The 22,366-nt window shown below is 67.6% G+C and carries 21 protein-coding genes; 8 read left to right on the forward strand and 13 right to left on the reverse strand.

Going from position 1 to position 22,366, the window contains the following annotated elements; all coding sequences use genetic code 11:
• Positions 1–7: 7 nt before the first annotated feature.
• Positions 8–1,099 (reverse strand): winged helix DNA-binding domain-containing protein, encoded by a 1,092-nt coding sequence (locus ON43_RS10495; RefSeq protein WP_040806253.1) that lies wholly within the window; start codon positions 1,097–1,099, stop codon positions 8–10.
• 55 nt (positions 1,100–1,154) lie between these two features.
• Between ON43_RS10495 and ON43_RS10500 the strand changes: the two genes are divergently transcribed.
• The 3 genes from ON43_RS10500 to ON43_RS10510 all read left to right on the forward strand — a co-directional run bounded on the left by ON43_RS10500 (position 1,155) and on the right by ON43_RS10510 (position 5,002).
• Positions 1,155–1,994, forward strand: a complete 840-nt coding sequence (locus tag ON43_RS10500; protein WP_040806255.1) for a family 43 glycosylhydrolase — start codon at positions 1,155–1,157, stop codon at positions 1,992–1,994.
• A 109-nt stretch (positions 1,995–2,103) separates the two neighbouring features.
• On the forward strand, positions 2,104–3,522 hold the full coding sequence (locus tag ON43_RS10505; protein ID WP_040806257.1) for an L-fucose/L-arabinose isomerase family protein: 1,419 nt from the start codon (positions 2,104–2,106) through the stop codon (positions 3,520–3,522).
• A gap of 1 nt (position 3,523) precedes the next feature.
• Positions 3,524–5,002 (forward strand): FGGY-family carbohydrate kinase, encoded by a 1,479-nt coding sequence (locus ON43_RS10510; protein ID WP_040806258.1) that lies wholly within the window; start codon positions 3,524–3,526, stop codon positions 5,000–5,002.
• A 39-nt stretch (positions 5,003–5,041) separates the two neighbouring features.
• Here ON43_RS10510 and ON43_RS10515 read toward each other — a convergent pair whose 3' ends face one another.
• Both ON43_RS10515 and ON43_RS10520 read right to left on the reverse strand, forming a co-directional pair.
• Complete coding sequence (locus ON43_RS10515) at positions 5,042–5,242, reverse strand: DUF397 domain-containing protein (protein ID WP_373283429.1); 201 nt, start codon at positions 5,240–5,242, stop codon at positions 5,042–5,044.
• A complete protein-coding gene (locus ON43_RS10520) occupies positions 5,239–6,099 on the reverse strand; it encodes a helix-turn-helix domain-containing protein (RefSeq protein WP_245568533.1) in 861 nt (286 codons plus the stop codon). The genes ON43_RS10515 and ON43_RS10520 overlap by 4 nt, the downstream gene beginning before the upstream one ends.
• 269 nt (positions 6,100–6,368) lie before the next feature.
• On the opposite strand from ON43_RS10520, the gene ON43_RS45515 reads away from it, so the two are divergent.
• Entirely contained in the window at positions 6,369–6,542 is a 174-nt protein-coding gene (locus tag ON43_RS45515; RefSeq protein WP_167333426.1) for a hypothetical protein, read from the forward strand.
• Positions 6,543–7,032: 490 nt separating this feature from the next.
• Complete coding sequence (locus tag ON43_RS10525; RefSeq protein ID WP_245568534.1) at positions 7,033–7,635, forward strand: ester cyclase; 603 nt, start codon at positions 7,033–7,035, stop codon at positions 7,633–7,635.
• Between the two features lie 315 nt (positions 7,636–7,950).
• Here the strand turns inward: ON43_RS10525 and ON43_RS10530 are convergent, their stop codons facing one another.
• From ON43_RS10530 to ON43_RS10545, 4 genes are all read right to left on the reverse strand, one after another.
• Positions 7,951–8,280: a hypothetical protein gene (locus tag ON43_RS10530; RefSeq protein ID WP_157513986.1), complete on the reverse strand. Its 330-nt coding sequence runs from the start codon at positions 8,278–8,280 to the stop codon at positions 7,951–7,953.
• 377 nt (positions 8,281–8,657) lie between these two features.
• Positions 8,658–9,344 (reverse strand): papain-like cysteine protease family protein, encoded by a 687-nt coding sequence (locus ON43_RS10535; protein WP_083913300.1) that lies wholly within the window; start codon positions 9,342–9,344, stop codon positions 8,658–8,660.
• A gap of 41 nt (positions 9,345–9,385) precedes the next feature.
• A complete protein-coding gene (locus ON43_RS10540) occupies positions 9,386–9,841 on the reverse strand; it encodes a hypothetical protein (RefSeq protein ID WP_157513987.1) in 456 nt (151 codons plus the stop codon).
• Positions 9,842–10,495: 654 nt separating this feature from the next.
• The gene (locus ON43_RS10545; RefSeq protein ID WP_245568535.1) at positions 10,496–11,032 is read right to left on the reverse strand and encodes a winged helix-turn-helix transcriptional regulator; all 537 of its coding nucleotides are present in this window, start codon (positions 11,030–11,032) and stop codon (positions 10,496–10,498) included.
• Between the two features lie 57 nt (positions 11,033–11,089).
• Between ON43_RS10545 and ON43_RS10550 the strand changes: the two genes are divergently transcribed.
• Entirely contained in the window at positions 11,090–11,734 is a 645-nt protein-coding gene (locus ON43_RS10550; protein ID WP_040806264.1) for a dihydrofolate reductase family protein, read from the forward strand.
• Positions 11,735–11,823: 89 nt separating this feature from the next.
• Positions 11,824–12,003, forward strand: coding sequence for a ribbon-helix-helix protein, CopG family (locus tag ON43_RS10555; RefSeq protein ID WP_157513988.1), 180 nt, complete (start codon positions 11,824–11,826; stop codon positions 12,001–12,003).
• Here ON43_RS10555 and xylB read toward each other — a convergent pair.
• The 6 genes from xylB to ON43_RS46750 form a co-directional block, all read right to left on the reverse strand.
• Entirely contained in the window at positions 12,000–13,388 is a 1,389-nt protein-coding gene (gene xylB, locus ON43_RS10560; protein WP_040806267.1) for a xylulokinase, read from the reverse strand. The two genes, ON43_RS10555 and xylB, sit on opposite strands and share 4 nt — an antisense overlap.
• 14 nt (positions 13,389–13,402) lie before the next feature.
• A complete protein-coding gene (locus ON43_RS10565) occupies positions 13,403–14,428 on the reverse strand; it encodes a zinc-dependent alcohol dehydrogenase family protein (protein WP_040806268.1) in 1,026 nt (341 codons plus the stop codon).
• A 168-nt stretch (positions 14,429–14,596) separates the two neighbouring features.
• Positions 14,597–15,601 carry a glycoside hydrolase family 172 protein gene (locus tag ON43_RS10570; protein WP_040806386.1) on the reverse strand — a complete coding sequence of 335 codons (1,005 nt, stop codon included), beginning with the start codon at positions 15,599–15,601 and terminating at the stop codon, positions 14,597–14,599.
• A 133-nt stretch (positions 15,602–15,734) separates the two neighbouring features.
• Positions 15,735–16,682, reverse strand: coding sequence for a tyrosine-protein phosphatase (locus tag ON43_RS10575; RefSeq protein WP_157513989.1), 948 nt, complete (start codon positions 16,680–16,682; stop codon positions 15,735–15,737).
• Between the two features lie 100 nt (positions 16,683–16,782).
• Positions 16,783–17,697 carry a tyrosine-protein phosphatase gene (locus ON43_RS10580; RefSeq protein ID WP_051178249.1) on the reverse strand — a complete coding sequence of 305 codons (915 nt, stop codon included), beginning with the start codon at positions 17,695–17,697 and terminating at the stop codon, positions 16,783–16,785.
• 190 nt (positions 17,698–17,887) lie between these two features.
• A complete protein-coding gene (locus ON43_RS46750) occupies positions 17,888–20,275 on the reverse strand; it encodes a PEP-utilizing enzyme (RefSeq protein ID WP_040806270.1) in 2,388 nt (795 codons plus the stop codon).
• A 166-nt stretch (positions 20,276–20,441) separates the two neighbouring features.
• Between ON43_RS46750 and ON43_RS10590 the strand changes: the two genes are divergently transcribed.
• Positions 20,442–21,947 carry an FAD-dependent oxidoreductase gene (locus tag ON43_RS10590; protein ID WP_040806272.1) on the forward strand — a complete coding sequence of 502 codons (1,506 nt, stop codon included), beginning with the start codon at positions 20,442–20,444 and terminating at the stop codon, positions 21,945–21,947.
• The last annotated feature ends 419 nt before the right edge of the window (positions 21,948–22,366 follow it).

Consider the following 22,366-nt stretch of genomic DNA (forward strand, 5'->3'; position numbering starts at 1 on the left):
GGTCTGATCAGCGGGTTTCGATGATGATCTTGCCGGGCTCGTTGGGGGTGATCAGTGGCAGGAGGTGTTCGGCTTCGGCGCGGACTGCTGCTTCGTTGGACTTCGAGAGGGGGTGCCAGGGGGTTACTCGGATCGTGGAGCCTTCCAGGTCCCAGCGGCCGTGGACGAAACCGTCTACCAGGTAGAAGGGGACGCCGCCCGAGGCGATTTTGGCGATGCGGGCTCGGTCTTCATTGCTGATGATTCGGGTGCGGTCGCGGTGGCCGAGGCAGGAGTTGTCGAAGGCGGGGAGAAAGCGGACCGGGGCCGGGAGGTCGGGGTCGGCCAGTGGGGCGTCGGGGAGGTCGAAGAGTTCGCGGCCGGAATCGTCGTGCAGGACACGGAGTTCGGGGCGGAGGCGGGTCATGATCGGGGCCAGGCGGGTTATGCCGGCGAATTCTTGGATGTCGGCGGTGGTGGCGGGGCCGTAGGCGGCCAGGTATCGGCGGATCAGGGTTTCGGGTTGGGGAGCGGAGGCCAGGGGTGCGCCGAGCCATTCTTCGGCGGGGGAGACCGAGACGAAGCGGCCGCGCCAGGCGCCCCAGGTGCCCGCGTCGGCGTCGTGGATCAGGGGGTGGATTACGCCGAGGGCGTGGACCAGCGCTCGGGGCTCGCGGCCGGGAAAGCGGGCGGCCAGTTGCTTGCCGAGGTCGCGGCGGGGGACGGTCTTGCCGGTGAGCAATTCCATTCCGGCCGTGGCGAATTCGTCGATATCGAGGCCCTCGACCGCATCGCGGAGGTAGATCGAGCGGAGCGTCGGCTCGACCGCCGGGCGGACGGTGGGGTAGAGCCAGCGGTAGTCGGCGGCGTCGGCGAGGTGGACGGTGCGGCGAATCATGGTGGCGCGGACCACTGTTCGGTCGCGTAGGAGAGCGGCCAGGTCGTCGGGGTGGAAATCGGTGAGGCGGGTCCACAGGCCGATGTAGGGCCAGTTGGGTTCCTGGGCCTGGACCGCTACGAGGTGGCGGATCAGGTCGGCGGGGGACGTGGTCACGCGTTCGTTCAACCGCTGACGGAGCAGCAGGGTGCGGTTTAGGGTTCGCAGCGAGATCGCGGGCATGAATACAGTGTCGGAGGGAAATAGGACTGATTAGGTCCTAGTTGGAAGGGGTGGGATGAGCGGTGTGCGGGCGGGGGAGTTCAGGCATATCTATGACCCGGGGCAGCCGGGGCGGCGGTGGTACATCAATGACCACACTGTGATCCGCGACGCAGAGGGGCGTTGGCATCTGTTCGGGATCACCCATCCGGAACCGGCCGATCCGTGGGACGAAATCGAGTTCGCGCACGCGACCGCCGAGGAGCTGCACGGGCCGTGGACCAAGCATCCGTCCGTCCTGGAGGTGGATCCGGCGCGCGGGGAGACGCACCTGTGGGCTCCGTTCGTCGTCCATGACGGCAGCCGGTACCTCATGTTCTATGACGGTGGCGGGACCGACCGCACCGCAACGGGTATGGGGCTGGCCACCTCCACCGACCTGTTCCAGTGGACCCGGCATCCGGCGAGTCCGGTGTTCCGCGATGGATACGACGCCCGCGATCCGATGGTCCTGCGTCTGGACGGCCGGTGGGTCATGTACTACTGCGCCACGAGCGCTCCGGAGGGCGGGAATCATGTCGTCGCCTATCGCACCAGCAGCGATCTGCTGCATTGGAGTGGCCGCCGGATCGCCTACCAGGACCCGACCGTCGGCACCGGCGCGGGCAATACCGAATCGCCGTTCGTCTTCCATCACGACGGTGCCTGGTATCTCCTGATCGGCCCCCGCCCCGACTACGTCGGCACCGAGATCTTCCGCAGTGACAACCCTTTTCACTTCGACACGTCCGACCGCGTGGGGCACATTCGCGCGCATGCCGCCGAGGTGATCGCCCACGACGGCACCCTCTGGATCACCCACGCGGGCTGGGCGCAAGGCGGAGTCGCGCTGGCCCCCTTGGTGTTCCCAACCTGAACGAGTTCCCCGCCGACCCGGCCGATAATCCGATTTCGGGCGTGGCGTGCAATCTGAACTGGGATTCTGGATGGGAGTCGAGAGTCCACCCATCGTGGGGAGGCAGGCAATGGCCCGCATCGGCGTGATCAGTTTCTCCGACGGCCGCGACTATGTGCACGGCGGAATTGTCGGATTCATTCGGACCGCGGAGGATCGGCTCGTCGCCGAACTGACCGCGGCCGGGCACACCGTGATTCGCGGCAGGGAACCCGTCGGCGGCAATGACGTGGCGGTGGCCGTGGCCCGGAAGGTGGCCGCGGCCGGGGTGGATTTGACCGTCCTGCACTACGCGGTGTGGGCGTTCCCGCACTTCACCATGCTGGCGGCGGGCGCGCTGAACAGCCCGTTGCTGCTGCTGTCCAATATGGATCCGGTGCAGCCGGGCATGGTCGGCATGCTGGCCGCGGGCGGCGCGCTCGATCAGATCGGCCGCGAACACGCCCGACTGTGGGGCGATCCCGCCGATCCGGAACTCATCGCCGCCATCGGGGAGCGCGCCGTGGCCGCCGCCGCGGTGGCGAGCCTGCGCGGCAGCACCTTCGGCCGCATCGGCGGTCGGCCCATGGGTATGAACACCGCCGTCGCCAATACCGATCAATGGCAGCGCGTGTTCGGCATCGACGTCGAGGAGATCGACCAGTGGGAGATCGTCCGCCGCGCCGAACTCGCCGACGCCGGTGAGGCCAAGGCCGCGCGAGAGTGGTTGGAGCGCAATGCCGCCGGCGTCCACTATGACGGCCGCAAGCTCACCCCCGAGCTGCTGGAACGCCAGATCCGCTCCTACCTGGCCATGCGCGATCTGATCGCGGAATGGCACCTGGACTTCTCCGGCATCAAGGGCCAGCCGGAGCTGACCCAGTACTTCGCGACCATGGACATCACCGAGGCCTTCCTCAACGACCCCTACGACTGGAACGGCCCCAAACAGCCGCACATCTGCGCCACCGAGGCCGATATGGACGGCGCGCTCACCATGCGCCTGCTGCACGGAATCACCGACACCCCGGTGCTTTTCGCCGATGTCCGCCACTATCACGCCGACCGCGACATCTGGGACCTGTGCAACTCCGGCCAGCACGCCACCTGGTTCGCGGCCCGCAGCGACGACCCGGCCGAGAACCTGTCCCGCGTCCACCTGTACCCCGAGGTGTTCTTCTTCCCCGCCGGCGGCGCGTCCGTGCATCACCTGGCCGCCCCCGGGCAGATGACCTTCGCCCGCCTCACCCGCCGAAACGGCTCCTACCGAATGCAATTGATGCTCGGCGAGTTCGAGACCTACGACGACGCCACCAACGAATCCCTCATGAAGCAGTCGACCTGGGAGTGGCCGCACGCCTTCACCAGACTCGACGCCGACGCCGGGGACTTCCTGTCCCGCTTCGGCGCCAACCACATTCACGCCGTACCGGGTGATCACCGCGCCACCGTTCGCGCGGCCTGCGAGCTGCTCGGCGTCACCCTGGACGAATTCACCAGGGCGAGTTGACATGCTATTAGGCATCGATATCGGCACCTCGGGATCCAAGGGCGTCCTGGTCGACCACGAGGGCATGGTCGCCATGAGAGCCGAACGCCCGCACCGGGTTTCGACCCCGCGACCCGGTTGGGTGGAGCACGACGCGGAGAAGGTGTGGTGGGCCGATTTCCTGGCCATCGCCCGCGAACTCGTCGCCGCCGCCGACGGCGATCCCATCGACGCCCTCGCGGTCAGCGGCATCGGCCCGTGCCTGCTGCCCGCCGACGCCGACGGCACCCCGCTGCGCCCCGCCATCCTCTACGGCGTCGATACCCGCGCGGGCGTCCAAATCGACGAACTGAACGCGGAATTGGGTCCCCTCACCGTCCTGGAGCGTTGCGGCTCGCCGCTCACCAGCCAAGCCGTCGGCCCGAAGCTACGCTGGCTCATCCGACATGAGCCACAGGTCTGGCGGTCCACCCGAATGCTGTTGATGGCCAGCTCTTTCCTGGTCCACCGCCTCACCGGCCGCTACGTCCTCGACCACCAGTCGGCCAGCCAGTGCGTCCCCATGTACGACCTGCTGGCCCGCGACTGGGCCCTCGACTGGGCCGAATCCGTCGCCCCCGGCCTGCGCCTCCCCGAATTGTCCTGGCCCACAGAGATAGTCGGCCACGTCACCCCCGCCGCTGCGGCCGCCACCGGCCTGCCCGCCGGACTACCCGTCACCACCGGCACCATCGACGCCTGGGCCGAGGCCGCCGGAGTCGGCGTCCGCGCCCCTGGCGACTGCATGATCATGTACGGCACCACCATGTTCCTCACCCAGGTGCTCACCGCCCCCAACCCCCAGCCCGGCCTGTGGACCACCTGCGGAACCTGGCCCGGCACATACACTTCCGCCGCCGGCATGGCCACCTCCGGCGCGGTCACCGACTGGCTGCGCGGCCTCACCGGCAGCGACTTCATCGACCTGCTCGACGAGGCCGCCCACGTGCCGCCCGGCAGCCGCGGCCTGCTCGTCCTGCCCTACTTCGCCGGCGAACGCACCCCGCTGTTCGACCCCGACGCCCGCGGCATCATCGCCGGCCTCACCCTCACCCATGAACGCGCCGACCTCTACCGCGCCATCCTCGAAGGCATCGGCTACGGCGTCCGCCACAACCTCGAGGCCATGTCCGCCGCCGGAGCCCCCGCCACCCGCCTGGTCGCCGTCGGCGGCGGTACCAAGGGCGGCCTCTGGACCCGCATAGTCTCCGACATCACCGGTCTGCCCCAACAACTTCCGGCCGACACGGTCGGCGCGGCCCTGGGCGACGCCCTCCTCGCCGCCGAGGCACTAGGCATCGACACCTCGGGATGGAACCCGATCATCGCCACCGTCGACCCCGACCTCCTGCGCACCGCCCACTACGACCCCTACTACCGCCACTACCGAGCCCTCTACGACTCCACGAAGTCCACCGCCCACTTCCTGGCCCGCGAACAACACCGCGCCGCCTCGCAGTGAAAACGTTGCCCCGGAGGCGATTTGCAGTCGGCCCGCCAGCTATTCGAAGTCGCCGTTCCGCACCCGGCTGGTGAACGCGTCCCATGCTGAAGGCGCGAACATCAGCGCGGGCCCGCCAGCATCCTTCGAATCCCGAACCCCGACAACCCCGCCGTCGAGGAATGCCACCTCGACGCATTCCCCGCCTGCTTGGCTGTAGCTGCTCTTGAACCATCGCATATCGGTTGGCTGCACGTTCACGGTGCGTACTCCCTTGCTATCCGTCTCAATAGAATTCGCGAAGCTGTCTCGTCCAGGGCTTCCCGACGGAGGGCGTGGTGCGCGGAGTGGAAGAACCGCACATCATCGGGATCCTCGAGGTACATACTGCCCACTATGCCCTCGAGGTAGACGACGGGCGGCTCGGTGGGCTCGCCGCGAGGCGGTGTGCCGAAGTCCAGAATTACGTAGGGCGGCAGCGATATTCCGTCCGGGAAGCCGGCGTGGGACGGCAGGATGCGGAGAGCGATGTTGTCCCGCGTCGAGAAGTCCGCGAGATGCCGTAGTTGTGCTGCCATCACCTTGGGTCCGCCCACGAGACGGTGCAGCGCGGCTTGCCCGATGACGACATCGAGGTCCAGTGGCTGATGCTTGCGCGTGATCGTCAGCTGTCGATGCTGTTTGATCTGTACGCGCCGATCGCGTTCGTCCGCAGGATCATCGGGCCACCGTTTGCTGAGCAGAGCGCGATCGTAGGCTTCGGTTTGAAGCAGACCGGGGATCAGCTCAGGCTGGTAGGTGACGCAACCGTTGGCTGCGGCTTCCAGCCCGACGTAGACATCGAGGCTTCGGGGCATGAGATCCGCGTACGAGTGCCACCAGTTCTTGACCTTGGCCTGCTGTGCGAGCCGCACCATGCCCTCGGCGATATCGGCAGGCACACCGTAGATCCCGCACGCTTCCTTGATCACACCGGTTCTGACCCGCGTGATCTCGGCCTTCTCAATGCGCGCCAGGCTCGTTGCGCCCATTTCGAGCAACTCGGCCGCGTGCGCCTGGCTCAGTCCGGAGCGGTTTCGCCACTCCAGCATCAGCCGTCCGAGCTGCCGCAACGGCACCGTCGAACCGACCCCACCCTCAGTCATGACCGCGTCCTCCGTTTCGAGTGGTCACCCGCACCCACTTCGGACAGTTCTCATCACCGCTTCGGTGTAAGCGTCCCACCGAATCCGGTGGTCGTGCAGGTGATTCGGCGAATCCGGATCGGAGTCCCCGGTTCGGGGTCTTGTTCCGGCGTCGATGCGTCCAATTGAAGTGCGCCCGGCCGGAGGCCCCACTCCGACACCCTCCCGGGCGCACCCCACCCGCCACGATCGAGAAGGTTGTCATGAATCTGCTTGATTGCCAGGCCGATCCCGGCCCACTGACCAGCGACGACGCCAACCTCGCCTGGCACCTCCACCGCTACTGCGACCGGACCACCTGCCAGGTGCGCGAGCGCGCCCGCGCCACCCTGCGCGCCCTCGTCACCCACAAACCGGAGACCGAGGCGAACTCGTGATGACCGCCCCCGCCTGGATCGACGACCACTGCCGCAACCCCCGCATAGTCCCGCTCACCCGCCAGCGGGCCGAAGGCATCCAATCCCTCCACGCCACCTGCACTCCACCCTGTCCCCGTCGCATCACCGCCCGCGACTACCTCGCCACCCTTCCCGAAGGCCGCCCATGTACCTCGAAATCTGCCTGATCACAGCCCTTCTGGCCATCATGACCCGCGTCGCCCTTCCCCATCTCCAAGCGTCGCTGGCCCCGCCCCCGTCGCCGGCCCGTCACCGTCGCGATCGCTATTCCGTCGAGGCGATCCGCACCCGCATCGAACGCGAGACCCACGCCCTACCAAACCGCCGTCCAGCCAGACGGGTCGCCTGATCACCGAGTGACCGAAGCCGGATCGCCCAGCGTTCTGGTATTCGCGATCCCTATGGCATCGATCGATAATATTCAGATCGCGAAGGGATTATCGGTTGCCGATGCGACGCTGAAGCAGGCATGACAACACTGCAAGACAAGACGAGGCGCGCGACCGGCATGAGCGTCCGAACAGCTCTCTTCGCCTGTGCCGCATTGATACTCGCGGGCTGCTCGACTCAGACCGACCACCCCACCGATCCCGTGGATCGCTCCGGCGACCTGGTCGTCCCGCAGGCCGTGCACATCGACGGCGGCTTGAGCCCCGACCAGGCTGCTCGTGAAGTCCATCTGGCGCAGATCCTGTACACGTTCTGGAACACCGGCAACACCGACTACCTCGACCGCGCGATCGCCCCCTCCTTCCGCGACAACACCCTCCCGCCCGGCCGCCCCCAAGGCCCCGACGGCCCCGCCGCAGCATCGAAGAACTTCCGCGCCGCCGTCCCCGACCTCACCTGCGAACTGTCCGACCTCTACGTCACCGGCGACACCCTCACCGCCCGACTGATCTTCCGAGGCCATTTCACCGGCACCTACAACGGCGCCCAGGGCACCGGCCAACCAGTCGAATTCAACGCCATCGACCTACAACACATCGCCCCCGACCGCACCCTCATCAGCGAAGACTGGCACATCGAAGACAACCTCTCCTTCCTCCACCAAATCGGCCAGGCACCCTGACCGCCCCACCCCACACGGAGCGCACACAATCGCCCCGCCCCGCCCACCCCGTCGGCCCGTCAGTGCATTCGGCAGGCCGAGATGCCCTCGGCCCAGTGATCATTCTGTGGCCACCCCACCCTGGTTCGAACCGCGCTCAATGCGGCATGTGCGGATATCGGCGGACCATCCGACCGTCGGCCTCTCCGCGCCGCTCGGCCAGCGTTGGGTTGCGTGTGTGCACAAGAAGTCGGTGGCGTGCTCGCACAGCACACGCGGGTAGGTCTGAGCAAAGTCATCGACCTCGGGTCGAATCGGCAACGCAATACTTGGTACTCATTCGGCGTAGGGATCGGTCCACCCATAATCTGGCAGTTCTTCACGGATCGGCTGTTCAGGGATCGGCGGCTCGTCTGGTGCTGGCCGAAACCGCAAGCCATGCTGGGATGCGATCTCGAGGCCGAGTTGGTTCGCCAGCTGGGACACTTCTTTCAAGGGCTCCCGGCCGTCGTGGTCGACCTCGCCGATCTCGTGCCGAAAGTGGTTGAGAATCGCGATGATTCTGACGGACCTACAGCCCGCGCAAGGGTTCCAAGCCCACTCGGCCTCGATCCAGCCGAACGTAAACGTATGAGCTGCGAACTCTGCGGCGATGCTTACGCGCATGGACTCGACAGGGTCCCGTGTCACAGATGCAGGATAGGCGACTACGGCCATTTGTTGCAGCGAAAGGGGGTGCCAGATGAGTGCACCGGTAGGCATCCGGCCTCAGCCAACATTTGTCGCGAAACTTCTGCCGGTTCTGGCAATACCTGCTGAATAGTGTTGGAGTAGGCCGGATCCGGTTCACCGCGCGTCATAGAGCCCTACCGGATCGCATGCGCGCTGACCTGAACAACCGGTCGAAACCGACCTGACATCGGCAGAAGCGAACGTTTGCGGGCGGGTCCACGGGCGTCCTGAATCGAGCGATCAGCGGCTATTAGTGCGCACTCTGGCTCACTGGAGCGAGTGCCGCTGGTGTGATGGGTGAGGCTGAGATGCTATCCGTAGGAACCGGTTTCGGTGAGGGAGGTCCTTTTGATGTTGTAAACCTGGCCGAACCAGTCAAATTCGGGGTTGTGTTGGTAGCTGGAGAATGATCGGGTGACGTATCGCTCGTTGGTCGGCCACGGATCGCCGTAGGTGATGGTTTGTGCTTCGGTGTCGTAGCCGAAGATCACGTGGTTGTGGCCGCCGTTGCCGTCGGTCCATTGGATGTTCGTCTCGATCGGCTGGTTGGCGTCGATCTGTTGTTGCACGCTGGACAGCTGGGTGAACGCTCGCGAGATCTGAGCGCTGAATCCGGTCTGGGCGTATCCGTGCGCCACCATCGCCAGGTTGGCCGGGTGGTTCGGGCACTCGCCGACCGGGAACATATCGTGCGCGGCCAGGCAGAAACCGTTCTGGCTGATGGGTTTTCCGAGAAATGCCTCGATCGATGCCCCGGTCGCGGCCCAGCACCATTCGTCCCGCTGCTGTACTTGCTGTCCGAAGGGCAGCGTCTTCGCACCCGGGATTTCCGAGCCTGCTTCCGACGGCTCTGGAATGCCGAATGTCGGCATCACGCCCTGTGGGCGATGGCCGACGGGCTGCGATGGCGGTACGGGTGCGGGGGGTTGTGCCGCTGTCGCTGCGACACTCGCCGCCGAGAACGCCACAACGGCAGCCACACAGAACGCTTTGGTCATGATCAAGGGCGTTCCTTCCGTAGTCGGTGGAGCAAAGGTCGTCAGCCGGCGAGCGCTGCTCGTAATTGGGTGGGGTTCAACGGCTTACCGATCAGATCGCGCCGCAGTTGTGATGCGATCGCCTGCGCTCCGGTCGCGGTCCAGGCGAACCAGGTGTTGGTGTGATGATCCAGCAGCAGCCGGTCCCCGGGGCCGAGGTGAGTCGCCATCTCGCCCTCCTGATTGCCCGAAGCAACCGCGTCGGGGACCTGCGATCCATCCGGGCCTACGGTGATCTCCAGGGTGTCGAGGGCATCGCGGTCGTCGAAACGAACCGGGACCGCGAAATACGAGAATCGCCCGAGATGGTCGACCGCGTCATCACCCGCGAAGAACGCGGGAGCGATCACGTACACGGGCACGGTGCGCGAAGGATCCGGATGCGCCGCCAATTGGGCAGACCCCAATTGCGCTGCCGCGAACGACGACAGCAGCTTCGCGCACCGAGTGCTCGTCACGGTGTCCGCGACAGCGGCCGCCTCCGCGGTAGACAGGCGCGAATCCGCACCCTGGGGTCGGGATGAACACCCGCCGACAGCCAACAACCCTGCCAGGACAATGCCTGTCGCCCCTCGCACCAGACCCCTCGACGCATTCTGCTGACGGATCACAGGCGGATGCTAATCCATATTGCAGCCTGCACTTATCCGCCATCGCCATCGCCGAGTTCGCTGCGGCGAGTCGGACAATTGCCATCGGACGCCTGCCGCGATCGATCACGCGCCAACCCATCAACGACCGAATAGCACAATGTCGACCAACACTGGAATCGGCAATGCAGGACGTTCTGCCGACTGCGGGCCGACACCGCCACTTGATCTTCCGCTGCGACCCGCTGGCCGGTTCGGTCAGCGCGTCAGCGGCAGGAGCGGATGTTGGTATGAGCAGCTTGCAGCAAGATCATCCGGGCTAATCTCGCACTATTGCAGCGGAATTGGCCTTTTGACATCGTACGGCGGCGGAAAGTGCGGGATGAGGCCGGTTTCCGGGGACCGGCAGTGCAGTGCGTTCACCAGCGCTGCGGCTGTGTTGAACCGCGCGGGGCGCGGTAACTGCGGATGGTATGGGTGTGGCGTTGGGTTGGGGCGGTCAGCGTGCTGCTGCGCAGCGGCTCAGGGGCGACTGGCGTCGGACCGAGCCGCGGCGGCTTCGTAGGCGGCGGTGAGGTCGGCGAGGACGCCGTCGGTGGGGGAGGGTTTGCGGTGTAGGTGGGTGTTGCGGAGTTCGGCCATGAAACGGTCCCACATTGGGGGGCCGCCTGCGGCTAGGAGTTCGGCGCGGATGGTCAGTTCGGGGGTGGTGTCGAGCCAGCGTGCGCCCCAGGCGCCGAGTTGGGCCAGGACCGGGACGAGCTGGATCGCTGCCTCGGTGAGGTGGTATTCGACCTTTTGGCGGTGGCTGGGGTCGTCGTCGCGGGTGAGCAGGCCGGCCTCGACGAGTTTGGACAGGCGGGCGGAGAGGATGTTGGAGGCTATGCCCTCCATGGATCCGGCGAGTAGTTCGCGGAAGTGGGTCCAGCCGCCGAACATGATGTCGCGCAGCACGATCAGGCTCCAGCGGTCGCCGAGTAGTTCGACCGTCATGTTGATCGGGCAGCCCGACTTGCCGCGCGGCACCGGCAGCTTGTCGGTGACAACTGGTTGCAGCACAAGATCAGTCTAGGTAGCTTCGAAACTGATTGCATGTTGCAACCAGAAGGAGTGTCGATGACGCAGATGGTGCGAGTTCACAACTTCAATATCTCCAGCGACGGATACGGGGCCGGGAAGAATCAGAGCCTCGAACGCCCCTTCGGCGACGGGGATCCGACCGCTTTGTTCGCCTGGTCGGGCGCGACGGCCCACGCCCCCACTCGCACCGAACCCGGCGGCAGCTGGGGCTTCGACGACTACTGCACCCGCGAATGGCATCGCAATATCGGCGCGGAGATCATGGGCCGCAATAAATTCGGCCCTCAGCGCGGTCCGTGGGAGAACTACGACTGGGAGGGCTGGTGGGGTGACGAACCCCCGTTCGGCACACCGGTATTCGTTTTGACCCATCACGTGCGCCCCTCGATCACGCGCGGCCGCACCACATTCCACTTCCTGAATGCCTCCCCGAAGGAAGCCCTGGCCCAGGCCCTCGAAGCCGCCGACGGCAAGGATGTCCGCATCGGCGGTGGCGTGGCCACCATCCGCGCCTTCCTCGAAGCCGACCTCATCGACACCCTTCACGTCGCGGTAGCCCCGGTCGCCTTCGGTCAGGGCGAGCGCTTGTGGACCACCCCCGAAGAACTCACCGACCGCTTCCACCTCGAACAAATCCCCAGCCCCAGCGGCGTAACCCACCACTTCCTCTGGCGTAAATAACCACCCGCGTCCACGGGCGGCACACTGTGAAAGCGTCATATTTCAGAGTTGTGTCGCTTGTGGACACCTCGAGGTGGTATGACTTCCCGGTGGCATGGACTTTGCGGCTCAGCGAGGACGAAGAAGCTGCGCTGAGTGCGCAGGCGGCGATGGAAGGGCGATCGAAACAGGAGATCGCCCGGGATGCCATCCGTAACTACATCACTCGGCACAAGACGTGGGATGACTATCTGTCGGATGGGCCGGTTGTCTATGGGAAGGCCGGTTAGGGGTAGTAGGTGTCCCTGACCTCCGCGTAGCGCTGGCGGATGGCCGCGCCGATTCCCGCGGCGAGCGAATGGAATTCGGTCCCGGCGGGTGTGGGCCAGCGCGGTGGGCGGGGGCCGCCGCGCAGAGCCCAAGCGGCTTGGCGGGCCGCGCCTAACGCCACGTATTCGCTCGGATTCGGGACGGTGACGGTGCGGCCGAAGATGGTGGCGGCCGCGTGCGCGATCAGCCGCGAGCGGGAAGCCCCGCCGATCAACAGGATTCGATGCGGGACCGTCGGCAGCCGGTCCAGCCCGTCGGCGATATTGCACAGCATGCCCTCGATGGCCGCGCGCGCCAGATGATGCGGGCGCATGGTGTGCGGCCGCAGCCCGTGCAGACTGCCGGTGGCGTGCGGGAGATTCGGGGTGCGCTCGCCGGTGAGATAGGGCAGCAGGATGAGACCGTCGGCGCCGGCGGGGGATTGGGCCGCGAGGACCTCCAGGCCCGACACATCGGTGCCGAGCAGGACGGCGGTGGCGTCCAGGACGCGGGCGGCGTTTAGCGTGCATACCAGCGGTAGGAACGCTCCGGTGGCGTCGGCGAAACCGTTGACCGCGCCGGAGGGGTCGGCGCTGGGTTGCGTGGCGCGGGTGAAGACGGTGCCGCTGGTGCCCAGCGAGACCACCACATCGCCGTCCTCGATCCCCAAACCCAATGCGGCGGCGGCATTGTCACCGGTGCCCGCCGCCACTAATCGGCCGCCGGGAGTGTGTCCCGCGATCTCGGCGGGCGCGAGCACCCGGGGCAGCGCCGGACTGCGGCCGCGGAAGGCCATCGACAAAAGATCGGGCCGATAGGTCCCGTCGGCGGGCGACCAGTACCCGGTGCCCGACGCGTCACCGCGATCGGTGGTGGGTTCGGTGGCCGGATCCCCGCCGCGCAGTTGCCAAGTCAGATAATCGTGCGGCAACAACACGCGGACTGTTCGGTCGGCCAACTCGGGTTCGTGATCCGCGAACCATCGCAGCTTCGCCACCGTATGCGCCGCCAGCGGCACACTCCCCACCGCGTCCGCCCACGCCTGCGGCCCGCCGAGCTCGCGCACCAGCTGCGAGGCCGCCTCCGCCGACCGAGTGTCGTTCCACAGCAGCGCGTCCCGCACCGGATGCCCGGAGGCGTCCAGCACCACCAGCCCGTGCTGCTGCCCGGCCACCGCGATGGCCTCCACATCGCGCATCATGCGGTCGCATGCCGCGCGCAGGGCCTCCCACCACATGTCCGGCGGCACTTCCGTCCCGTCGTGGTGTGGAATCTGGCGGTGCCGCAATACCGTTCCGGTATCGGCGTCGCACACCACGATCTTGCAGGACTGTGTGGACGAATCCACTCCGGCAACGACCGTCATTGGCCCCTACCTGTCTATCGTGCCGCCCGTCGTCCGGGATGCAGCTGGATCTTGCGTCCGGTGCCCGCGCGGAAAGTCCGCAGGGCATCGGCGAATTCGTCGAGGGCGAAATCGTGGGTGATCACGGTGTCGGCGTCGATCACGCCCTCACCCACCAGGTCCACGGCCCGGCCGAAGCTGTGCAGCACGGCCATCGACCCCACGATCTTGATCTCGTCGTTGTAGATGCGGAACGGTGAGATGCTCGCGCGCGCCGCCGCCGGGGCGACGCCGAACTGCTGATAGGTGCCCCCGCGCCGGACCCGGGACAGCCCGTCCTCGATCGCGGCCACCGTTCCGCTGCAATCGATCACGATCTCCCAGCCCTCCGGCCGGTCCATCTGGTCGGCCGAGATGGTGGCCGCGTCCGCGCCCAGCGTGCGCGCGATGGCCAGCCGATCGGCATTGGTGTCCACCATGGACACCGACGCCGCACCCGCCGCGATCGCCAGCTGCAGCATGAGCAGCCCCATGGTGCCCGCCCCGTAGATCAGATAGTGCGACCCGAGTTGCCGTGGCAGCACATCGAATCCGTGCACCGCGCACGAGAGCGGTTCCACCAGTGCGCCGTGCGCGGGCGGCACGTGCCCGGGTAGTCGATAACAGTTGGCGGCGGGCACTTTCACGTACTCGGCCATGGCGCCGTCCACGGTGTCGCCGATGGCGCCCCAGTTCTCGCACAGATTGCCGCGCCCGATGGCGCAGTAGTGGCAGCGCCCGCAGAACAGCGAGGGATCCACCGCCACCCGATCGCCCACCCGCACCCCGGCCCTTCTCGAGGTCGGCACCGCCGCGCCCAAGGCAACGACTTCCCCGGCGAATTCGTGCCCCGGCACGATCGGATAGGGCGTTGGCGGGAATTCACCCTCGACGATATGGATATCCGTACCGCATATGCCGACCGCGTCCACTCGGATCACCACTTCACCCGCGCCGGGTGTGGGATCCGGAACAGATTCGACCGAGAACTGTCCGGGCTTCTCGAACACCAAGGCGCGCATAGCAATAACCATGCACCCGCGCGCCACGCGTTCGACGCGTTTTACGCAATAGCAATGCATTCCCGTCATTCCGGCATGTTTTTGGCCGGAATCCACCTGGATTCCGGCCAACAGCACGCCGGAATGACGGGAATGCGTCCGGGGTCACGGGAATGTGTCGGGAGTCGATCACGGGAGTGCCTGGTACCAGAAGGCGGTCGAGGCCACGTGCGCCTGGTCGAGCGGGAGGTAGTGCCCGTCCTCGCGCCAGCCCAGCGCCTGTACGGTCGCGCGTAGCCCGTGGTCGAAACAGATGGGGTCGGGAATGTGCCAGCGGTACATGCCGAATCGCTGGTGCGGTTCGTAGATTCGATGCGGCGGCAACACCTGCGGCATGCCCAGATAGGGGGATGAGTAGGGGCGATAAGAGCCCTCGAGATCGAAATTCCAGGCCCCGCCGAAATAATCCTCGGTACCGGTGCCGCACACCGTCGGGAATTCGGCGTCATCGTCGAGATAGAACTTCAGCTCGCCCTCACCCCACCAGCCCGCCGCGCGCGGCTGCACGGCCAGATATGTCCCCGCGTACCGGCCCGGCCCGCCCTCGATTTCGACGATGGGATGCTCGGCCGGACTGCCCAGCGGATCGCTGCAGCGCCACCGGGCGTGGAGATACCCGGCGGCGCCCGGTAACTCCTCCTCCAGATAGGTGATCTGGTAGTAGACGGGCGCGGTGCGCTCGGACCCGTTGTGCAGGGTGATCAGCGCGCGATGGTGGAAGGGCATGGGCCAGTAGCTGTTCAGACCTCCGGCGGGCGCGACCACCACCATGGCGGAGTTGATCAGCGCCAGCTCCTCCCAGCCGTTGCAGAAGAAGTCGCCCAGCGGCACCGCGACGGCCGGTTCCGCGGCGTCGTCCCAATACATCTGGAGCGTGAAGTCGCGCAGCAGCCCGCGATCGGTGGTGAGCCACAGATGCCGGATCACGCCGGGCCCGGAAACATCGGCGAGCGTGGCGGTTTCCCCCGGTGGCAGGTCGATCGACGGCGACACCTTCCAGCCGCGTCCCAGCCCCGCCGCCGCGAATGCGCCTGTCCCGGAAATGGCCCGGCCGCCCCCGCCGGGCTCGCCGGTGGGGTTCTCCGCACTCACCGAGCGGGTGCGCCGACCGTCCAGTTCCCAAATCTCGTGCACCATGCGAATTTTCGCACGCACATAACGGGGGACAAGCGGACATGACGCGGACAAACGAATGCCGACGTCGTCCCGTTCGCGACGTCGGCATTCGTGGTACAAGGCCCCGGCCTCCTCGGGCGGGAGCCCGCGGTTAACCGCCGAACGAACCGGTGGACAGGCCACCCTTCTCGATCAGCTTGGTGCGCAGCGCACCCGCGGTCGCGTCGTCGATGCCCAGACCCTCGGACACGAACCGGTCCAGCGAACCGAACGACGACACCGCCTGGATGATCGCCGAGGCCAGGTAGTCACGCTGCACGCCGAGCACCGGCTCGAACAGCGAACGGTCGGTGACCAGGCCCTGGGCGACCAGCGCGTCCAGGGTGGCCTTGTTGCCGGCCGCCAGGCGGTCGTTGGAGGCCAGGAAGTTGTCGTAGATCGCGTTCTCGGGGGTGCCGAGGATCTGCATCAGGATCGCGGTCATCCAGCCGGTGCGGTCCTTGCCCGCGGTGCAGTGGTACATCACCGCGCCATTGGCGCTCGCGATCTCCTTCAGCGCCGTGGCGAACTGGTTGCGGGCGGTCGGATCGGTGACCATCCACTTGTAGTAGTCGCGCATGTACTGCGCGGCCTTGCCGTCACCCAGCATCTCCTGCTGCACGGTCGGCCCGCCCTGCACGGCCTTGGCGAAGAACAGGTAGAAGTCGTTGTTCGGGTCGTAGACCGGCAGCGATTCGGCGGGAATCGAGGCCGGCAGCGCGTCGGGATTGGCGGCACGCTCGGTCGGGCTGCGGAAGTCGATGATCTTGGTGATGCCCGCCGACACCAGCGTTTGCCGATCGCCGTCGGTGAGGCGGTTGAGCGCATCGGCGCGGAAGACCAGGCCCGACTTGATCTTTCCGTTCAGCGCGAGGGTGCCGCCGATATCGCGCGCGTTGGGCGCGGCGGCGAGCTTGAAGTCCGCGCCGACCGGAGCCTGGTGCACGATCGAGACCGCCGGGGCGGCCAGCGCCGCCGGGGTCACGGTGATGGGTACGGCGGCGATGAGCGCGGCGGCCACACCGGTGAGCGTGCCGCGCATGGCACGTGAGGTTTTCACGCGATTTTCCTTTCGAGACAACGCGGTCCGGGGCAGGCTGCCCCGGACCGTTTCGCCGAACCCGGCTCCCACACGCGAGCTCGGCTGCGCTGCGGAGGTCTTACTTGCCGACCAGCTTCGACTTCAGCGTGGCGACGGTCGCGTCGTCGATGCCCAGACCCTGCGACAGGAAGTTGTCGAAGGAGCCGTAGGTCGCCGCGACGGCGTCGAAGGAGGAGTCCAGGAAGGCGGCGTCCACCCCGAGGATCGGGGTGAACAGCGAGGGATCGGTGACCAGGCCCTTGGCGACCAGACCGTCCAGGGTCGCCTGGTTGGACGCGGCCAGGTTGTCGTTGGATTCCAGATAGTTGTTGTAGATCTGGCCCTTCGGCGCGCCCAGGGCGCTGAGCAGGATGGCCGACATCCAGCCCGTGCGGTCCTTGCCGGCGGTGCAGTGGAACAGCACCGGGCCGTTGGCGTTCGCGATCTCCTTCAGCGCCGCGCTGAACTGCGAGCGCGCGGTGGCATCGGTGACCAGCCACTTGTAGTAGTCGACCATGAACTGCTTGGCCTTGCCGTCGCCCAGCAGCTGCTGCTGCACGGCCGGGCCGCCCTGAATGGCCTTGGCGACGAACAGGTAGAAGTCATTGCTCGGGTCGTAGACCGGCAGCGACTTCACCGGGATCGAGGCCGGCACCTTGTCCGGGTTCGCGCCGCGCTCGGTCGGGGAACGGAAGTCGATGATCTCGGCGATACCCGCCGACACCAGCTGCTGCTGCTCGGCGTCGCTCAGCTTGTTGAGGGCGTCGGTGCGGAACACCGAACCCTCCTTGACCTTCCCGGCGCCGCCCTTGGTCGGAATCCCGCTCAGGTCACGGGCATTCGGCGCCGACGGCAGATTCAGCGACACACCCTTGGGCGACTGCAGCACCGGCACCGGCGCGGCCAGAGCCGGGGTGACGGCGATCGGGGTGAGGGCGATGAGCGTGGCGGCTACACCGGTGAGGGTGCCGCGTACGGCGCGCGAGATCGTCACTGAGGGTTTTCCTTTCGATACGGATCGACCTGGAGGGGTACGTCGATCCGGGCTTGCGGCCCGTCATTCCGACGGGGCTTGCCTCGTCATCCCGGCGCGCTTCTTGGCCGGGATCCACAGCGGCAGGGTGGATTCCGGCCAAAAGCACGCCGGAATGACGGGGAAATGACGGGGAGCAGTCGCCGGACGCTCAGTCGACGTCGGCGAGCAGGGTGATGGTTCCGGCCGCGCCGTCGACGCGGACCCGCTGGCCGTCCTTCAGCGCGTCGGAGGCGGTCTTGGTGTCGACGACGCAGGGGACGCCGAATTCGCGGGCCACGATCGCCGCGTGCGAGGCCGCGCCGCCGATATCGGTGACCACCGCGCCCGCGTAGGCGAACATGGCGGTATGGCCGGTGTCGGTCACGGCGGCGACCAGGATGTCGCCGGGCTCGATATCGTCGTCGAGGGTCATGACGCGCTTGACGGTGCCCTCCACCACGCCCGGGCTCACGCCGAGCCCGGAAATGGTGTCGCCCACCGCGATCGCGCCGGAGATCTCCTCCGGCTCCCACGGTCCGTTCACCACATCGGGCATGCGCACGGCCTGGAACTTGGCGCGCTCGGCGCGGCGGCGAGCCACGCGCTCCTTCAGATCGGCGGGAGCCCAGAGGATTTCGTCCAGGTTGAGGAAGGCCGAGTCCTCGATCTCGGTGAGCTTGCCCGCCTGCACCAGGCGCGCGGCGCGCTCCTGGGTGGCCAGGCGCAGGCAGTTGGTGACGCGCACGACGGCGTCGCGGGCGCGCTCACGGTAGACGGTCGCGCCGACGGCCATCTTGGCGGTGCGGCTGGTCGGCTCGGGCACCGGTTCCCGGTGCGGCGCGGGCATTTCCGCGGCCCGCCCGGCGGCGGTGACCAGCAGTTCGGGGCGGTCGCCGAAGGTGGCGTTGATGAGCTCGCACTCGCCCGGACCGCGGTGGCCGATCTTGGCCAGCTCCTGATCGAGGGCCTGAGCGAACTCCGGCGACTTCTCCCGCGCCGCGCCCACATCACCGGTCTTGGCGACCTCTTGCAGCCCGGCGTCCTTGCGGCACAATGCCGCCAGCCGCTCCACGGCCAGCATGGTCTTGGCCGACTCCAGCCGGTTCAGGTCGATCTTGACCTCGCCCTTGTGGGCGGCGGTGGCGGCGCCGGTCATCATGACGCCGATGGAGGCCGCCTGCCACGCCTGGTTGAGGCGGTCGCGCCAGAGCAGGGCGCGGGCGTGCAGCTGCTCGTCGGTCAGCTCCGCGATCTGGTCGCGGGTCAGCGCTTCCGCGTGCGAGGCGGCATTGATGTGCTCGGCGGTTTTGCTGTACTTCATGGCGGTGGCGGCGACCCGGCCCATGGCCTTGAAAGTGCCTGCGCGCGCGGCCATTCCGGTCGGCATGGCCGGTCGGCCCTTGGGGTGCAGTTCGACATCGCCGATGGTGCCGTAGACGTCGCGGCGCACGCTCTCCTCGTCCCAGCCGGGCATGTTCTGCGCGGAGAAGACGCCGATGGAGGCGTTGATGTACATATTGTGGCCGAGCACGCTGGTCACCCGGGAAACCCAGTGCTCCAACGCGATTCCCTCGATGGCGATCATATTGCCCATGGCCTCGTTGCCCAGCCGGATGGCGCCGGCCTGCAGGTCGATGGTCAGCGGGGTGAGCGGGCCGGGCAGCGCCTCGGAGGTATTGGTGGCGGTGTAGACCGGGATGCGGTCGTCGACCAGATCGTCGAACTCGCCCTGAAGGCCTTCGGGCGCAGCGGAAGTCAGCTGGTAGCCGTCGGAGGTCGGGGCGTTCTGCGGGACCACGTGGGTGGGCAGCGGGATGGCGCCGCGGCGGTCCTTGATGCCCGAGCCGCCGCTCTTGCGTCCGTGCAAGCCGCGCGCCACATCGGCGATCACCTCGGTGGCGGTCCAGCCGCAGCGGAAACCCCACTCCTCACGGGCGGTGGCCGAGTCCACGCGGGTCTGCGAGGCCGACGACTTCGGCAGCCACGCACTGTATTTCACGCCCGCGTCGGCGAAGACCCGCTTGACCTCCGCCGCGGACACATCGCCCGGCGCGGCCAGCTCGACCACACCGCCGCGCTGCGAGAGCGCGGCCTGCACCAGGAAGCGTTCGAAGTCGTCGTAGTGCAGCACCTGAATGCTGCCCTTGCCGCCGGTGAGACTCTCCAGGGCGCGCCAGCTGCCCTTGTCCATGCGGCGTCCGGCCACCAGGGCGGTACGCACGAGCAGAGTGTCCGCGCCGGATCCGGTGATCGCCTTCTCGACACTCGAATCCGCGCCCGCCACAACGGGAACCACGAGGCGCGCACCGGAATCCTTGGCGGCCGCTGCGATCGCAGCCACGGTGGTGCCCGCCAGATGCAGGACGGCATCGGTCCCGGCGACGGCCCGCGCGCAGGTCCCCGCATCGGCCAGATCGCCGACGATCACCTCGACCCGCGGGTCCACGTAGCGGTGGCGCTGCCGGTCCAGCCCGACCACCTCGTGACCCGCCGCCAGCAGCATGCGCGCCACGGCCCGGCCGCTCGGCTCGGTGACCCCGGTGACCAGAATCCGCATTGACTCTCCTCCTCGTGCAGGCGTCCCCAACCACAGTGACGCCGTTCACACACCATCCACACTGCGCAGTCACGCGACGGGTCACAGTCCCGGTCAACGGGATCTGCGAATCGGTCAGCAAGATGTACCGCTAAGTAAGTGCCCTACCAGCGGGCACCGTCGAACCATGACAGTGCGGAATTCGGTCAGCCCGCGGGCGGCCGCGGAGGTGGCTCGGTACGACATCGAGACCGATGTGCTGGTCGTCGGCTACGGCGCGGCGGGCGCGTCGGCGGCCTTCGAGGCGGCCTATGCCGGGGCGCAGGTGCTGGTGGTGGACCGCTCCGGCGGGCCCGGCGGCGCGTCGGCCATGTCGGGCGGCGAGATCTACCTCGGCGGCGGCACCCCGATCCAGCTGGCCTGCGGCTACGACGACACCCCCGAGGCTATGGCGGCCTTCCTGAAGGCGGCCCTCGGCGCCGGCGCGGACGCGGCGAAGATCGACGAGTACTGCGCGGGCAGCGTCGAGCACTTCCACTGGCTCGTGGACCGGGGCGTGCCGTTCAAGCCGAGCATGTGGGATGCCCCGACCTGGGTGCCGCCCACCGACGACGGGTTGATGTGGCTGGGCGAGAACAGTTGGCCCTTCACCGAATTGGCGGCCCCGGCTCCGCGTGGGCATCGGCCCACCGCCAATGACTTCGGCGGCAAGCTGCTGATGGAATGCCTGTCCTCCGCCGCCGAATCCGCCGGTGCCACCGCCCTTTTCGACACCTACGTGAGCACGCTCATCGTCGACGACGGTGCCGTCGTCGGAGCCGTGGCCCGCCGCTACGGGCAGGAGCTCACCATCCGCGCCCGCCGCGGCCTCGTGCTCACCACCGGCGGCTTCGTCGACAACGACGACATGCTTACCGCCCACGCGCCGGAACTGCTGGGCCACACCAAGGTCAGCGCGGGCACCGACGACGGCTCCGGCATCCGCATGGCCCAGGCCCTGGGCGCGGCCGTGCGGCACATGTCCGCGGGCCAGGTCGGCATGTCCCTCATCCCCGGGCTGGCCGCGCGCGGCATGGTCGTGAATGCCCTGGGCCGCCGCTTCATCAACGAGGACACCTATCCCGGCCGCATCGGCCAGCACGCGCTCTACCGCCAGAACATGGGCGGCAGCTGGGCGGGCGACGGCACCGCGGTCTGGGTCATCGTCGACGAGGAGGGTTTCGAGGACGTCCCCGAACCCCAGCGCTGGGGCGTCCAGCCCACCCACGTCGCCGAGACCGCCGAGGAACTCGAGGCTCTCACCGGCCTCCCTGCGGGCTCACTGGTCGCCACCCTCGCCCGCTACAACGAAAATGCCACGCGCGGTGAGGATCTCGACCATCACAAGTCCACCCGCTGGCTGCGTCCCCTCACCCCACCCCTGGCCGCCATCGACGTGAAGGCCGGAATCCGCCCGCCCTCCGAATCCGGCGACCGCCGCGGCACCGGCGCCTCGGTCTTCACCCTCGGCGGCCTCCACACCGACCTCGACGCCCACGTCCTCGACCTCAACGGCCGCCGCATCCCCGGCCTCTTCGCCGCCGGCCGAGCCGCCAACGGCCTCCACGGCTTCGGCTACATCTCCGGCACCTCCCTCGGCGACGGCACCTTCTTCGGCCGCCGCGCCGGCACCGCCGCCGCCCGCCACGCCTGAGCTGCGTCGTCGGCGCGACCGACCCCTGCGCCGACATCCCTGCAGCCCCGACCACTACGGCGTTGGGCTGCTGGCGGGTCGCCTCCTCCTCCCCTGACCCCCGGGGCCGAGTGGCACATCAGCGAGGGGATTTGCCGCAATCTGCCGCGCTGGTGTGCCGCTCGGTGATTGACAAGCGGGAGTTGTGGAATGGCTGGGGAATAGCTGTTTCTCTTCGGAAGTGTTGCGGCCTAGGGTTTTCGGTGGAAGCGATCGACGCAGCGATCGCTTCCACCGGCGGACTCCCTGCAGGTCCGCCGCCCGCCCACCCCGTGGGTCGGATCTCGGATAGCCACGCCGCCCCGACCCCGGCCTGAGCCCCCGGCGTCCGGCGGCGTCGGCCCCCCGATCGTCGAGCGGCACATCCCGGAGGGGATTTG

It is taken from the genome of Nocardia concava NBRC 100430 (genome assembly GCF_000308815.1).
Classification (GTDB): domain Bacteria; phylum Actinomycetota; class Actinomycetes; order Mycobacteriales; family Mycobacteriaceae; genus Nocardia; species Nocardia concava.